General features: G+C 63.4%; 14 protein-coding genes. 7 read left to right on the forward strand and 7 right to left on the reverse strand.

Annotated elements, in window-relative coordinates; all coding sequences use genetic code 11:
• Positions 1–947 (forward strand): ABC transporter substrate-binding protein (locus tag WCB02_RS37620; protein WP_423967023.1); only part of this gene is annotated, 947 nt, incomplete at its 5' end.
• Positions 948–1,012: 65 nt separating this feature from the next.
• Here the strand turns inward: WCB02_RS37620 and WCB02_RS37625 are convergent.
• The 3 genes from WCB02_RS37625 to hisE all read right to left on the reverse strand — a co-directional run bounded on the left by WCB02_RS37625 (position 1,013) and on the right by hisE (position 3,382).
• Positions 1,013–1,981 (reverse strand): NAD(P)H-dependent flavin oxidoreductase, encoded by a 969-nt coding sequence (locus tag WCB02_RS37625; protein ID WP_423967025.1) that lies wholly within the window; start codon positions 1,979–1,981, stop codon positions 1,013–1,015.
• Between the two features lie 344 nt (positions 1,982–2,325).
• On the reverse strand, positions 2,326–2,907 hold the full coding sequence (locus WCB02_RS37630; protein WP_423967028.1) for a YqaA family protein: 582 nt from the start codon (positions 2,905–2,907) through the stop codon (positions 2,326–2,328).
• Positions 2,908–2,974: 67 nt separating this feature from the next.
• On the reverse strand, positions 2,975–3,382 hold the full coding sequence (hisE, locus tag WCB02_RS37635; RefSeq protein WP_423967031.1) for a phosphoribosyl-ATP diphosphatase: 408 nt from the start codon (positions 3,380–3,382) through the stop codon (positions 2,975–2,977).
• Between the two features lie 552 nt (positions 3,383–3,934).
• Here hisE and WCB02_RS37640 point away from each other — a divergent pair.
• From WCB02_RS37640 to WCB02_RS37655, 4 genes are all read left to right on the forward strand, one after another.
• On the forward strand, positions 3,935–5,722 hold the full coding sequence (locus WCB02_RS37640; protein ID WP_423967033.1) for a glucan ABC transporter ATP-binding protein/ permease: 1,788 nt from the start codon (positions 3,935–3,937) through the stop codon (positions 5,720–5,722).
• 204 nt (positions 5,723–5,926) lie between these two features.
• Positions 5,927–7,432, forward strand: a complete 1,506-nt coding sequence (locus tag WCB02_RS37645) for a serine hydrolase (RefSeq protein WP_423967035.1) — start codon at positions 5,927–5,929, stop codon at positions 7,430–7,432.
• A gap of 264 nt (positions 7,433–7,696) precedes the next feature.
• Positions 7,697–9,382 (forward strand): long-chain fatty acid--CoA ligase, encoded by a 1,686-nt coding sequence (locus tag WCB02_RS37650; protein ID WP_423967038.1) that lies wholly within the window; start codon positions 7,697–7,699, stop codon positions 9,380–9,382.
• A 187-nt stretch (positions 9,383–9,569) separates the two neighbouring features.
• Positions 9,570–10,055, forward strand: coding sequence for a peroxiredoxin (locus WCB02_RS37655; protein WP_423967041.1), 486 nt, complete (start codon positions 9,570–9,572; stop codon positions 10,053–10,055).
• A 231-nt stretch (positions 10,056–10,286) separates the two neighbouring features.
• Here WCB02_RS37655 and rnhA read toward each other — a convergent pair whose 3' ends face one another.
• From rnhA to ispH, 3 genes are read right to left on the reverse strand one after another with little or no spacing between them, the layout of a single operon-like run.
• Positions 10,287–10,739 carry a ribonuclease HI gene (rnhA, locus tag WCB02_RS37660; RefSeq protein ID WP_423967043.1) on the reverse strand — a complete coding sequence of 151 codons (453 nt, stop codon included), beginning with the start codon at positions 10,737–10,739 and terminating at the stop codon, positions 10,287–10,289.
• Positions 10,736–11,719, reverse strand: coding sequence for a homoserine kinase (locus WCB02_RS37665; protein ID WP_423967045.1), 984 nt, complete (start codon positions 11,717–11,719; stop codon positions 10,736–10,738). The genes rnhA and WCB02_RS37665 overlap by 4 nt, the downstream gene beginning before the upstream one ends.
• Before the next feature lie 5 nt (positions 11,720–11,724).
• The gene (ispH, locus tag WCB02_RS37670; RefSeq protein WP_423967047.1) at positions 11,725–12,693 is read right to left on the reverse strand and encodes a 4-hydroxy-3-methylbut-2-enyl diphosphate reductase; all 969 of its coding nucleotides are present in this window, start codon (positions 12,691–12,693) and stop codon (positions 11,725–11,727) included.
• Positions 12,694–12,911: 218 nt separating this feature from the next.
• On the opposite strand from ispH, the gene WCB02_RS37675 reads away from it, so the two are divergent.
• Both WCB02_RS37675 and WCB02_RS37680 read left to right on the forward strand, forming a co-directional pair.
• On the forward strand, positions 12,912–13,604 hold the full coding sequence (locus tag WCB02_RS37675; RefSeq protein WP_423967049.1) for a DUF1013 domain-containing protein: 693 nt from the start codon (positions 12,912–12,914) through the stop codon (positions 13,602–13,604).
• 167 nt (positions 13,605–13,771) lie between these two features.
• Positions 13,772–14,092, forward strand: a complete 321-nt coding sequence (locus WCB02_RS37680; RefSeq protein ID WP_423967052.1) for a hypothetical protein — start codon at positions 13,772–13,774, stop codon at positions 14,090–14,092.
• Between the two features lie 72 nt (positions 14,093–14,164).
• Here the strand turns inward: WCB02_RS37680 and WCB02_RS37685 are convergent, their stop codons facing one another.
• Positions 14,165–14,383, reverse strand: coding sequence for an alkylphosphonate utilization protein (locus WCB02_RS37685; protein WP_423967054.1), 219 nt, complete (start codon positions 14,381–14,383; stop codon positions 14,165–14,167).
• Positions 14,384–14,473 lie beyond the last annotated feature (90 nt).

Below are 14,473 nucleotides of genomic sequence, written 5' to 3' on the forward strand. Positions count from 1 at the left end.
GCTACGAGCCGACGCGGACGCTCGACGCCATGAAGCAGCTCTACGAGAAAGACCAGGTCTTCGGCTTCATCGGCAACGTCGGAACGCCGACCGCGGCGGTCGCGATCCCCTACGCACTCGACCGGAAAACGCTGTTTTTCGGCGCCTTCACCGGTGCGAGCATTCTGCGCAACGATCCGCCTGATCACTACGTCTTCAATTATCGCGCGAGCTACGCGGAAGAAACCGACGCTGTCGTGCACTATCTGGTCAAGCTGCGTCACCTGCAGCCCAAGCAGATCGCCGTATTCGCCCAGGACGACGGCTACGGCGACGCCGGCTACGCCGGTGTCGCCAAGGCCTTTCGTTCGCTCGGCGTCGACGACGCCGAGATCGTCCGCCTCGGCTACAAACGGAATACCGTGGACGTGGATGACGCGGTCAACCGGCTGCGACTGCAGAAGCCGGCGATCAGGGCCGTGGTCATGGTCGCAACCTATCGCGCGGCCGCGAAATTCATCGAGAAGACCCGCGACCAGTTTCCCGGCCTGGTCTACACAAACGTCTCGTTCGTCGGCAGCACCGAGCTTGCCGATGAATTGATGCTGCTTGGGCCGCGCTACGCCAACGGCGTGATCGTGACCCAGGTGGTGCCGGCGGTCGGCGGCTATTCGAGCGAGGTGCTCGAATACAAGAATGCACTTGCCAAATATTTCGCCGGCGAGATCCCGGACTACGTGTCCTTCGAAGGTTACGTCGCCGCCAATGTGCTGATCCAGGGTCTCAAACGGGCCGGCCCTCAGATCGACACGGAAAGGCTGATCGACACGCTCGAGAACATGCACAATCTCGATCTGGGACTCGGCGCACCGCTCAATTTCGGCCGCGCGGAACACCAGGCCTCGCACAAGATCTGGGGCACGGAACTCGATGACAAGGGCAAGTACCAGCCGATCGAGCTCGAATAGCAGCTCACCAAGTGAAAGGCGCGATGGCTCGGATGAGTGCGATTCGGGCTTTTGCGCGCCGCGACCTAGAGTGGCGGGTCGACAGCCTCATCATATTGCGTCTTGAAGCGTGCGATCAGTTCGGCGGCGGGCACGACCTTGCCGATGCTGCCGACGCCCTGCCCCGACCCCCAGATCTCCTTCCAGGCCTTCGGCTTGGCGCGATCGCCCGCGGCGTCGGTGCCAAAACTCATCTTCGAAGGATCGGACGTCGGGAGATTGTCGGGATCCATCCCGGCCGCCACGATCGAGGGCTTCAGATAATTGCCGTGCACGCCGGTGAACAGATTTGAATAGACGATGTCCTCCGCCGCGCAGATCGTAATCATCTGCTTGTAGCGCTCGACCGCATTGGCCTCGCTGGTGGCGATGAAGGCCGAGCCGATATAGGCGAAATCGGCCCCGAGCACGCGCGCGGCGCGGATCGCTTTGCCGTTGCCGATCGCACCTGACAGCGCGATCGGCCCGTCGAACCATGCCCTCGTCTCGGCCACGAAGGCGAACGGCGAAATCACGCCGGCATGGCCGCCGGCGCCGGCGGCGACCAGGATCAAACCGTCGGCGCCCTTCTCGATCGCCTTGTGCGCGAACTTCTGGCTGATCACGTCGTGGAAAATGATGCCACCCCAGCCATGCACAGCCTGGTTGAGCTCTTCGCGTGCGCCCAGCGAGGAGATGATCATCGGCACCTTGTGCTTCTCGCACAGCGCCAGATCCTGCTCCAACCGGTTGTTCGAGCGGTGCACGATCTGGTTGACCGCGAACGGCGCCGATGGCCGCTCCGGATGCGCCCTGTCGTAGGCCGCGAGCTCTTCCTTGATCCGCGCCAGCCATTCATCGAGCAATTCCGGCGGCCGCGCATTGAGCGCCGGAAACGCGCCGACCACGCCGGCCTTGCACTGCGCGATCACCAGATCGGGGACCGAAATGATGAACAGCGGTGCTCCGATCACGGGAATCGTCAGACGGTCCTTGAACAAGGCAGGCATCGACATCGGCGAAAAATCCTTCTGGCTTGTCTTGATCAGTGCGCAGGCGTCATGCCTGAAACGCTCGGGGCTTTAGGATGCCAGACATCATACCATGAAGGCAATCCTGCTGATGCCGTCACGGCTCGCCGCAACCGCATACGAAGAACTTGTGAGCCGAATGGCAACGGCGACTGCTTTAAGATGCCACGGTGGCCGGCGCGGCGCTTGCGTTCACCGGCTGGACTTCCGCGAACTTCGAGCCATTGACCGGCACCCGCAATAACGGGCACCGCGCCGGCCCGTCGACGCGAATGGTTTCCCGCGGCTCACAAACGCCGAGCGTTTGCCCGGTGCACAGGCGAGAGAAGCTAAAGCATCCGCAGCGCGATGACGAAGCCGAGCACCAGCGCGGCGGCCCCGAGGATCACCCAGAGTGCCAGGTGGCGCTCGATCCTCACCCTGATCCATTCGCCGTAGCGGTTGAGCAGGATCGCGGCCACGAAGAAACGCCCGCCGCGCGCGACGATCGAGCACACCACGAACAGCGCGATGTTATAGCCGGCAAATCCCGAGGTGATGGTCACGAGCTTGTAGGGAATCGGCGTCAACCCCTTTACGAGAATGATCACCGCGCCCCATTGCGCATAGGAGGCGCGGAAGGCTTCGACCTTGCCGCCAAGGCCGTAAAAATCGATCAGCCAGTGCCCGACCGAGTCATAGAGCAGCGCGCCAATGGCATAGCCGAGCAGACCGCCGATCACCGAGCAGGCCGTGCAGATGCCGGCGTAGAGCCAGGCGCGCTGCGGCCGCGCCAGCGACATCGGGATCAGCATCACATCAGGGGGGACCGGAAAGAACGAACTCTCCGCGAACGCCACCACCCCCAGGATCCAGAGCGCGTAGGGTTTGTGGGCGGCGTCGATGCACCAGTCATAAATCCGTTTCAGCATGGCCGCGATCAACCATCATGAGACGGATTTGTCCATGGCCTGCCGCTTTTAATGATTCGAGGGAGAATCAGTGCCCCTTGCGCAGGCGGCTCCGATCCAGCGCGACAACCGGCCGACGGGCGGCCCGGGGCGCCGCCGCTGCGGCCTTGGCCAGCTTCAGCGGCGATTTCGGCATCTTCTCGGCAATGCCGAGCAGCAGCTCGCGCCGCTCCATTTCGCGCCAGACGTCGTCGGGACGCACGCCTGCCGAGGCCCACAAGACCGTCAGATTGTAGAGCAGATCGGCGCTCTCGCGCACCACGGCCTGGGCGTCGCCATTGACCGCGTCGATCACCACCTCGATCGCCTCCTCGGCCAGCTTCTTGGCCATCTTGGAGGGCCCATGCCGAAACAGCCGCGCGGTGCGCGACGTCGCCGGGTCGAGATCCTTGGCTGCAAGGACCGCCAGATAAAGCCGTTCGATCGAATCAGTCATGGCAAAGGAAAATAGTCCAAACTGGTAGCTGGCGTGTTAACACTTGTGACCGGCAGGAAAAAATTCGCAGGTGCCCGTTTTCAAGCGCGATTCGACCAATGCAAGGCGGGTTTTTGGGGCTACCATGTCAAATGCTCCATGCCGCGGACTGCGCGGCCCACTCGCGAGCAATTCGCCCGAGCGTGCCGAGTTCCTCGCCGGAACGGCAACGGAATAGGCCGGCTCTGGCCGCGGATGTTCGTGGCCGCCGATGCGACCGGCGCAAGAGAAGCCGTGCACCGGTGTCATGGAACCAACACAAATGGAAGCCCGCGCAGGGTCCGGGAGCTACGCGCCAGTCCCGCGTTGCGAGCCGCTTTCCTGCGCGTCGCATGCCTGCCGCGCCTCGACCGGCGGCATCTTTCGAGAGGGCCTTGGAGGCGTTACGATCGACCGTACCGGTCCGCCCGGCCGATTGCGCTGTATCCGACGCGCGATCCCTGCTTAGAATGCCTCATCGAGAACGCCCGCCGGATCTGGTTGTTCGAGAGCTTCGCAAGGTGTTTTGACGGCATGTCCCTGCTGCGCCTCTATACCCGCGTGCTGCGGCTGCTCGGCAAGGAAGCCCGACTTGGCTGGATCCTCGCCGGCGCCAATCTCCTGCTTGCGGCGGCGCAATTCGCCGAGCCGGTGCTGTTCGGCCGTATCGTCGACGTCCTCTCCGGCAAGCACGCATCCTCGGCGTGGCCGCTGCTCGCGGCTTGGGCGGCATTCGGCCTGTTCACGATCGGGGCGAGCGCGGCGGTGGCACTGCATGCCGACCGGCTGTCGCACCGCCAGCGCCAGGTGGTTCTGACTGACTATTTCGAGCACATCCTGCAGTTGCCTTTGACCTTTCACGCCGGCACGCATTCCGGCCGGCTGATGAAGGTGATGCTGAACGGCACCGACGCGCTGTGGCGGCTCTGGCTCGGCTTCTTCCGCGAACATTTCGCCGCCATCATGTCGGTGATCGTGCTGCTGCCGCTGTCGCTCTATCTCAACTGGCGGCTCGCCATCCTGTTGTTCCTGTTGTGCGTGGTGTTCACGGTGCTGACGACATTCGTGGTGCGCAAAACCTACGGCCTGCAGAGCGAGGTCGAAAAGCATTTCGGCGACCTCTCCGCGCGAGCTTCCGATGCGCTCGGCAATGTCGCGCTGGTGCAAAGCTTCGTGCGCATCGACGCCGAGGTGCAGGGCCTGCGCCTGGTCGCGGGCAAGCTGCTGGCGCTGCAGATGCCGGTGCTGTCGTGGTGGGCGCTGGTCACCGTGATGACGCGCGCCTCGACGACGATCACGGTGCTGGCGATCTTTGCCGTCGGCATCGCCCTGAACCAGCAGGGCCTCACCACGGTCGGCGAGATCGTGATGTTCGTCGCGTTCGCAACCATACTGATCCAGAAGCTCGAACAGGTGGTCTCCTTCATCAACAATCTGTTCATGGAGGCGCCGCGGCTCGCGGAATTCTTCAACGTGCTGGACGCGGTGCCTGCGGTCCGCGACCGGGTGGATGCGATCGACACCGGACGACTCGCGGGTCTCGTCGAATTCATCGACGTGACGTTCTCCTATGATGGCAAGCGGCCGGCGGTGGAGGATCTCTCGTTTACCGCGCTGCCCGGCCAGACCATCGCGCTGGTCGGTCCGACCGGCGCCGGCAAGTCGACCGCGATCGCGCTGTTGCACCGGGCATTCGATCCGCAATCCGGCTTCATCAGGATCGACGGCATGGACGTCCGCGGACTGAAGCTGGCGGCGTTGCGGCGGAACATCGGCGTGGTGTTCCAGGAGGCGTTGCTGTTCGACCGTTCGATCGCCGATAATTTGCGCGTCGGCAAGCCCGACGCGACCGACGAGGAATTGCGCCTTGCCGCCACCCGGGCGCAGGCGCTGGACTTCATCGAGCGCAGTGAACACGGCTTTGAGACCCATGCCGGGGAGCGCGGCCGCATGTTGTCGGGCGGCGAGCGGCAACGGCTGTCGATCGCACGCGCGCTCCTGAAGGACCCTCCGATCCTGATCCTCGACGAGGCCACCAGCGCGCTGGACGCGGTCACCGAAGCCAAGCTCAACGCGGCGCTCGACGAGGTGATGAAAGGACGTACCACATTCGTGATCGCCCATCGCCTCTCGACCATTCGCAACGCCACGCACATCCTGGTATTCGAGAACGGGCGCGTGATCGAAACTGGAACGTTCGATGAACTGCTGGCGGAGGGCGGACGGTTCGCGGAACTGGCCCGGGCGCAGTTCTCGCTGCAGGAAAACGCACGACCGAGCGCGCCACGACCCGAAAGCGGCAGCGCTGCGGTCAAAGCTTGATTTTTCTGCCGAAATTCGGACGTCCAGCGGTGAATTGATCGCCGGACCTCTGTTCTGGATCGAGCGGCGGGTATAGGTTTGCGGTTGCCGCGTGCTATCGGCGCCGGACACGCTTGAAACCCGAATGTCAGATGTCAGGACCTCGTTTGCGCAAGCATGGTACGCGCTTGTCAAGGGCGGGTCTCAAAGGACCGGAATCGGATCGTGAACGCTCTTCGCCCATCTTCCCCAAAACGATTCGCTGTCAGTCGAATCGTCGTCATCGCTGCGTTGGTGCTGCTGTTGCCACGCGTCGCGCATGCCGAAGCACATTTGCTGATCGAGGCCGACAGCGGCAAGGTGCTCGAGGCCGAAAACGCCACGGTTCCCTGGTACCCAGCGTCGCTCAGCAAGCTGATGACGGCCTATGTCACGCTCAAGGCCGTCAAGGACGGCAAGATCACGCTCGATACGCTCGTCACCGTCTCGCCACTGGCCGCCTCGCAGTCGCCGTCGAAGATGGGCTTCAGACCGGGCACGCAGCTCACCGTCGATAACGCGCTGAAGATGATGCTGGTGAAGTCGGCCAACGACATGGCCGTGGTGCTGGCCGAGGGCGTCGGCGGCTCGATCGACGGCTTCGCGGCGATGATGAACGACACCGCGCAGAAGCTCGGCATGACGCAGACGAGCTATGTCAATCCGAATGGCCTGCCCGCCGACGGCCAGATCACCTCGGCGCGCGACCTTGCGATCCTGGCGCGCGCCATCATCCACGACCTGCCGGAGTACGAGTATTACGTGCACATTCCCTCGATCCGCTTCGGCCGCAGGGTGACGCAGAACTTCAACAAGCTGATCGGACGCTACCCCGGCGCCGACGGCTTCAAGACCGGCTTCATCTGCGCCTCCGGCTACAATCTGGTGGCCTCCGCCACCCGCGACGGGAGGCGGCTGATCGCGGTCGTGCTCGGCGCCTCCTCCGGCACCATGCGCGCGGTGCGCGCCGCGCAGCTGTTGGACCGCGGCTTCGCCAATAATGGACTGTCTTGGCTCACGCCCTCACTCGGCACGGTCGACAAATTGGTGCCGATCGACACCACGCCGCCGAACCTGCGCGACGAAATGTGCAGCGGCAAGCGTCACAAGCCGGCAAGCGACGAGGATGACGATATCGTCGCCAGTAATCCGGGCGGCCCCCCGGCCACCGGCGAAACCGGTGTGACGTTCTACGCGAGCGGCTTGCAACCGCCCTTGCCGAAGCCCTCGGAGCTGTTGGCCATGGCGCCCGCGCCTTCCGAGCCGGTCGTCGTCTATACCGGTCCGACGCGCAGCGGCGCCGCCCTGGTTGCGGCGGAGGCTGCCGACGCCGATGCCCAGACACCCGCAAAGCACCGCGGCAAGAAGGCGCGTCTTGCGGCGCGAAGGCCCGACGCCGCCGAGCCGGCGGTCGACGCCAAGAGGGGCGATAACAAGACCGGCGATAAGATTGGTGACAAGGAGACGGACAAGAAGTCCGCCGCAAGGCCGGCGGCGAACCGACACCCCAGCGCCAAGGCGGACGCCGACGGCAAGCCATTTGCCGCTGCTGATCCGACGGCGAGCGAACCGGCCAGGCCCAAGAACAGCACCAAGACCAGCGGCACCAAGACCAGCCGTACCGTTACAGCAGCGAAGCCTGCGACGAAGCCGAAGGTCATTCCCTCCAGCGAGCCCAAGCCGGCCGGCTGACGGGATCGCGCATCGCGGCAGGCCTGGCTGTTTCAAGCGTCAGCCAGACCGGGCAGCATTCACCGACCATGCACCAAACGAGTTCCCGCCCGCTTGCCATGGCCTGCGGCATGGCTCAATACTGCGAAAAACGAACCGTCCCGCCGGAGCAAATGGGACACCAGAGCAGGATCCGAAACGATCATGCCCGAACAAGAGATGGAGCGGGACGACGGCTCAAAGAAGCGTCATCGCGCGCGAGGTCAAGCGAGAGGAACACAAGCCATGGAGCGGATCTGGCTGAAGCAATATCCGGCCGGCGTGCCCGCCGATATCGACGCCTCCCAATACGCGTCGCTGGTCGAGCTGTTGGAAGAAAGCTTTGCGAAATTCAGGGATCGCAAGGCCTTCATCTGCATGGACAAGTCGATCAGCTATCGCGATCTCGACGAGATGTCCCGTTCGCTCGCCGGCTATCTGCAGAGCCTCAAGCTGTCGAACGGCGCCCGCGTCGCGCTGATGATGCCGAACGTGCTCCAACATCCGGTTTCGACCGCCGCGGTGCTGCGCGCCGGCTACGCGGTAGTGAACGTCAATCCGCTCTACACCCCGCGCGAGCTCGAACATCAACTCAAGGACTGCGGCGCGGAAGCGATCATCGTGCTGGAGAATTTTGCAACCACGGTCGAAAAGGTGATCGGCCATACCGCACTCAAGCACGTCATCGTCGCCAGCATGGGCGACCTGTTGGGCCTCAAGGGCATGATCGTCAATCTGGTGGTGCGGCGGGTGAAGAAGATGGTGCCGGCCTATTCGTTGCCGGGCGCGGTCAACTTTAACGACGCGCTTGCGGCCGGCCGCAGCATGGCCTTCAGCAAGCCGAAGATCACCCCCGACGACGTTGCCTTCCTGCAATATACCGGCGGCACTACCGGCGTCTCCAAGGGCGCCACGCTGCTTCACCGCAACATCGTCGCCAACGTATTGCAGAACGACGCCTGGCTGCAGCCGGCGCTGACGCGGCCGCCACATGTCGATCAGCTCTTTATCGTCTGCGCGCTGCCGCTTTATCACATCTTTGCGCTGACCGCCTGCTTCCTGCTCGCGATGCGCGCAGGCGGAGTCAATCTGTTGATCCCCAATCCGCGCGACATCCCGGGCTTCATCAAGGAACTCGCCAAGTACCAGATCAACAGCTTCCCCGCCGTGAATACGTTGTACAACGCGCTGCTGCATCATCCCGATTTCAGAAAGGTCGATTTCTCCAAGCTGAAGATGGCGAACGGCGGCGGCATGGCGGTGCAGCGCCCGGTGGCCGAGCAGTGGAAGCAGATCACGGGTTGCCCGATCGCCGAAGGTTACGGGCTGTCGGAAACCTCGCCGACGCTGACCTGCAACCCGGCGACCGCGACCGAATTCAACGGCTCGATCGGCATACCCGTGCCGTCGACCTATCTGTCAATCCGCGACGATGCCGGCAACGAGCTGCCGCTGGGCCAGACCGGCGAAATCTGCGCCAAGGGACCGCAGGTGATGGTCGGCTACTGGAATCGGCCCGACGAGACCGCCAAGGTGATGACCGCGGACGGCTATTTCCGCACCGGCGACATCGGCATCATGACGGCGGACGGCTACACCAAGATCGTCGACCGCAAGAAGGACATGATCCTGGTCTCGGGCTTCAACGTCTATCCGAACGAGGTCGAGGAAGTGATCGCGAGCCATCCCGGCGTGCTGGAGACCGCGGTGGTCGGTGTCCCCGACGAGAAATCGGGCGAAGCGGTCAAGGCCTTCATCGTCAAGCGGGATCCGAACCTCACTGCGGAGGACGTCATCAAGTTCTGCCACACGCAATTGACGAGCTACAAAGTGCCGAAGCAGATCGAGTTCCGGACCGAACTGCCGAAGACCAATGTCGGCAAGATCCTCAGGCGCCAATTGCGCGACGAGAAGAAGGCCGCCGCGGCGTGAGCGCGCCGGCTGACTGCGTTGTTGTGAGGCGCGCTTCCTCATCCTGTCATTCCGGGTGCGCAGAGCGCGAAACCGGAATGGCAGCCCCGCCTGCAACAATGTCGGGCATCAAACGATGGTGAACACGTTTCCCCTCGCGCTGAATATGCTTTAAGACACACCTACTCATTCCCACGGAGAATTGACGATGACAATCCGAGTTGGCGACAAGCTCCCTGAAGCCAAGTTTCGCGTGATGACGGCGGAAGGTCCGCAGGTCAAGACCACCGACGACATCTTCAAGGGCAAGAAGGTCGCCCTCTTTGCCGTCCCCGGTGCCTACACCGGCACCTGCCACAAGATGCATCTGCCGAGCATTTTCCTGAATGCCTATGCCATCAAGGAAAAGGGCGTGAACACGATCGCGATCGTGTCCGTCAACGACGCCTTCGTCATGAACGCCTGGAAGCGCGACACCGACCAGCGCGACGAGGCCATCTTCCTCGCCGACGGCAATGCGGAATTCACCAGGGCGATCGGCATGGAGCTCGATGCCTCCGGCAACGGCCTTGGCATCCGCTCCAAGCGCTACTCGATGCTGGTCGAAGATGGGGTGGTCAAGAAGCTCAATCTCGAGCCCGCCCCCGGCAAGGTCGAGGTTTCCGGCGGCGACACGCTGCTGGGGCAGCTATAAGCGCGTCTTCGCGCGATTGCTTTGAGCGATCGCGTCAAGATATATCATCATGCCCGGGCCCGGTCTCGGGCATTCGCCTGCTTGGCCGGGCGGTCCGGGATCCCAGGGCAATCAACACGGCATGACGAACGTGCCGCTCTCGGCCGCTTTGTTCAATTGAGAGGTCAGTGTTTACCGGGGTTGCCCGGTCAAGCCGAGCGATGACAGGTGACGCTACTCGGCCGAGAACGACTATCTCTTCAGCCGCGCCATCGCCACGCCGTCGCGCGCCAGTTGATCGGCGCGCTCGTTCTCGTGGTGCCCGGCATGGCCCCTGACCCAGTGCCAACGCACCTCGTGCGGCTTCAGCGCGGCATCGAGCCGTTGCCACAGTTCGGCGTTCTTGACCGGCTTCTTGTCGGCGGTGCGCCAGCCGTTCTTCTTCCAGCCGTGGATCCAGCCGGTGATGCCCTGCCGGACATACTGGCTGTCGGTATAGAGATCGACCTGACAGGGCTTCTTCAGGGCCTCCAGCGCGGAGATCGCTGCCATCAGCTCCATGCGGTTGTTGGTGCTGTGGGCCTCGCCGCCCTTCAGTTCCTTCTCGACGTCGCCGAATTTCAGGATCGCACCCCAGCCGCCCGGCCCGGGATTGCCCGAGCAGGCGCCGTCGGTATGAATGATCACGGCAGGAAGCGAACTCACGCGACCAGTCCCTGGTCCGACAACCCATAATCGCGCACGCTTGCGACGCTTTGATGGAAGCGCAGCTTGCGGACATATTCGAGCGGATCTTTCGGCCGCACCAGAGCACCCGGCGGCACGTTGAGCCAATCGACCAGCCGCGTCAGCAAAAAGCGGATCGCCGCGCCTCGCGCGAGCAGTGGCAGCGCGTCCTGCTCGGCGTCGGACAGCCTGCGCTCACGGGCATAGGCGGACAGAAAGGCGCGGGCCTTGGTGACGTTGAAGGAGTGATCCGGCTCGAAGCACCACGCATTGAGGCAGATCGCAACGTCATAGGCCAGCATGTCGTCGCAGGCGAAGGTGAAGTCGATCACGCCCGAAAGTCGATCGCCGAGAAAGAACGCGTTGTCGGGAAACAGGTCGGCGTGGATCACGCCTTGCGGCAGATGGCGCGGCCAGACACCACCCTCGAGATAGTCGAGCTCAGCTGAGAGGAATGCGGAGAGCCCGTGCTGCACCTCGTCGGCCCGCGACGCGGCCACATCGAACAGCGGGCGCCAGCCGGACACCGATAACGCGTTGGCGCGCCGCATCGTGAAGCCGGCTCCGGCGAGATGCATCTTCGCCAGCACCTCGCCGATCCCTGCGCAATGGACGGCATTGGGTTTGCGCGGCCAGATGCCCTCCAGAAAGGTGATGATCGCGGCCGGTCGCCCCGCAAGCACGCCCAGCGCCTGGCCGCGCCTGTTTGCGACCGGCTGCGGGCAATTGATGCCGTGCGACGCGAGATGCGTCATCAGGCCGAGGAAAAACGGCAGGTCGTCCCGTTCGACGCGCTTCTCATAGAGCGTCAGGATGAAGGAGCCGTTCGAGGTGTGCAGCAGGAAGTTGGAGTTCTCCACGCCCTCGGCGATGCCCTTGTAGGACAACAGGGCGCCGAGATCGTACCAGGAGAGAAAATCCGCGAGTTCGTCGGCGGCGACGTCGGTATAGACCGCCATATGGCTTATTCCGCGGCCGCGTCGGGCCGCAGCGAACGCGGCAGCGGAAAAAACTCGTTCTCTTCCGCAGCCGACACCGTCTCGACATGCAATTCGTAGCGCTCGGCGAACGCGCCCATGATCTCCTCGACGATCACTTCCGGCGCCGAGGCGCCGGCGGTGATGCCGAGACTCCTGATGCCCTCGAACCGTTTCCAATCGATATCGCTGGCGCGCTGCGCGAGCACCGCGATGGGACAGCCCTCGCGTTCCGCCACTTCGCGCAAGCGTTGCGAGTTCGACGAGTTGGGCGCGCCGACCACGATCAGCGCGTCGACGACGGGGGCCACCTTCTTCACCGCGAGCTGGCGGTTGGTGGTGGCGTAGCAGATGTCTTCCTTGTGCGGTCCCGAGATATTCGGGAACCGTTCCTTCAACATCGCGACGATCTCGGCGGTATCGTCGATCGACAGCGTGGTCTGAGTCACAAAAGCGAGGTTGTTGGGATCCTTCGGGGTGAAGGTCGCCGCGTCCTCGGCGGTTTCGATCAGCGTCACCGCGCCGGCCGGTAACTGGCCGAGGGTGCCGACCACTTCGGGGTGGTGGGAATGACCGATCAGCAGGATTTCGTGGCCGCGCTTGAAATGGATCGCCGCCTCCCGGTGCACCTTGGTCACCAGAGGACAGGTCGCATCGAGCGAGAAGAATTTGCGGTCCCGCGCCTCGGCTGGGACCGATTTCGGCACGCCATGGGCCGAAAACACCACCGGCGCGTTGGTATCGTCAGGGATTTCGGCCAGCTCCTCGACGAAAATCGCGCCCTTGGTCTTCAGGCTGTCCACCACATAGCGGTTGTGGACGATCTCGTGACGGACATAGACCGGGGCGCCGTAAATGGCGAGCGCCCGTTCCACGGTGTCGATCGCCCGCACCACCCCGGCGCAAAAACCCCGTGGCGAGCAAAGCACTATTTTCAGGTCTGGTTTAGCGGCCATATGGGAACGATCTCGCCACCGAATCACCCCTCGCCGGTGGGCAGGGAACGGTCAATTCAGTTAACGACTTGGGACTGCTTTTGAGCGCTGTCAAGGCTGTCGAGGAGGGCCATTGCGCCGCAGGGTCCGCAGGGCTTATATATGGCTAATTCCCGTCATCGCTGATGACCAAAAGGCTCCGCCTAGAACAGGTGGGCGGAGCGCAAAGGAGATTTGCCATGAGCAACGCACCGCTGATGCCAAAGGCAACTGCCGTCTGGCTGCTCGATAATACCGCACTGACCTTCGATCAGGTGGCCGATTTCACCAAAATGCACCCGCTGGAGATCCGCGCCATCGCTGATGGCGACGCCGCCCAGGGCATCAAGGGCATGGACCCGATTTCCAACGGCCAGTTGACCCGTGAGGAAATTGAAAAGGGCGAAAAGAACCCCGACTATCGCCTGAGGCTCGAGGAGAGCAAGGTGGTGCTGCCGCCGGCGGCCAAGAAGAAGGGCCCGCGCTACACCCCGGTGTCGCGCCGCCATGAACGGCCGAGCGCGATCCTCTGGCTGGTACGCAACCACCCGGAATTGAAGGACACCCAGATCATGCGGCTGGTCGGGACCACCAAGACCACGATCGCCAGCGTCCGCGACCGCACCCACTGGAATGCCTCGACCTTGACGCCGATGGACCCGGTGACGCTGGGCCTCTGCTCGCAGATCGAGCTCGATTTCGAGGTGCAGCGCGCCGCCAAGGAGAAGCCGATCGACACCCAGTATGGCGGGGCGACCCTGCTGCCGGCATCCGAGACCACCCGCAAGGAACCGGAATACGAGTCCGCTGAGGCAAAGAGCGACGACCTCAACGTCGACGCGGTGTTCGCCAAGCTGAAGAATATCGGGGGCAAGAAGCCGGACCAGGAGTAAGGGCGCTCGCGGTCACGCAAAGGAGTTTCAAGTCGTTTCGCAGAAGCGTGGCGGCACGGCCGCCGCGCTTTGCCATCTCCTCGACCGACCGCGGAGCCCTGATGTCATCGAGGTGAAGCGGCGTTGATGGAGCGCGACGGCTTCAAGGCGCGCGACTGCAAGCAGCAGTGGAAAACCGGTCGCGACGCTCCGCCGGGAGGTATCCCGATCTTGCTCCAATCCCGGATGGCAGCGCAGGATGTGCTGTCGGAAATGCGGGTCGCGGTGGGGCGATGGCGGGAATTTTCTTCATATTGGCCGTGTTGATGGGCGGTGGCGCACTGCTCTTCAAACAGGCTGCGGATGAAATTTCAGTGGGCACGGAGTGGGCCGGCCAAGTCTGCTCGACATCGCAGATGTTGTGCCACAACCCGGAATATCTCGCCTATGCCGGCGGCGTCCTTTTGATCATCGCGATCGGCGCCAAGCTCGGCAGCCTTGCGAACTGACCCGAAGCGAGTTGCAGCGACGCTCTCGCACGTTGCCCGAGTATGATCTCCGCGCGAACGCTTGGCTTTTCCTCACGCCTTCTTCAGAAATTCCGTGCGCAGCACCAGGCCTTTGACCTTGTCGGTGCGGCCCTCGATCTCGTCCTCGTTGGCGGTGAGGTGAATGTTCCTGATCATGGTGCCGCGCTTGAGCACCGTGGAGGAGCCTTTCAGCTTCAGGTCCTTGATCAGCGTGACGCTGTCGCCCTCCGCGAGCAGCGCGCCGTTTGCATCCCTGACCTTGATGTCCATGTGGCGCATCCCTTCGGTGAAGCGGCCGCGACGTCAACCGAGGCGTCCGCTCCCGCACAAGCCAAAGCCGCGCTCCCACCCCCGGGGGAA

Source organism: Bradyrhizobium sp. (assembly GCF_049581145.1).
Lineage (GTDB): Bacteria > Pseudomonadota > Alphaproteobacteria > Rhizobiales > Xanthobacteraceae > Bradyrhizobium.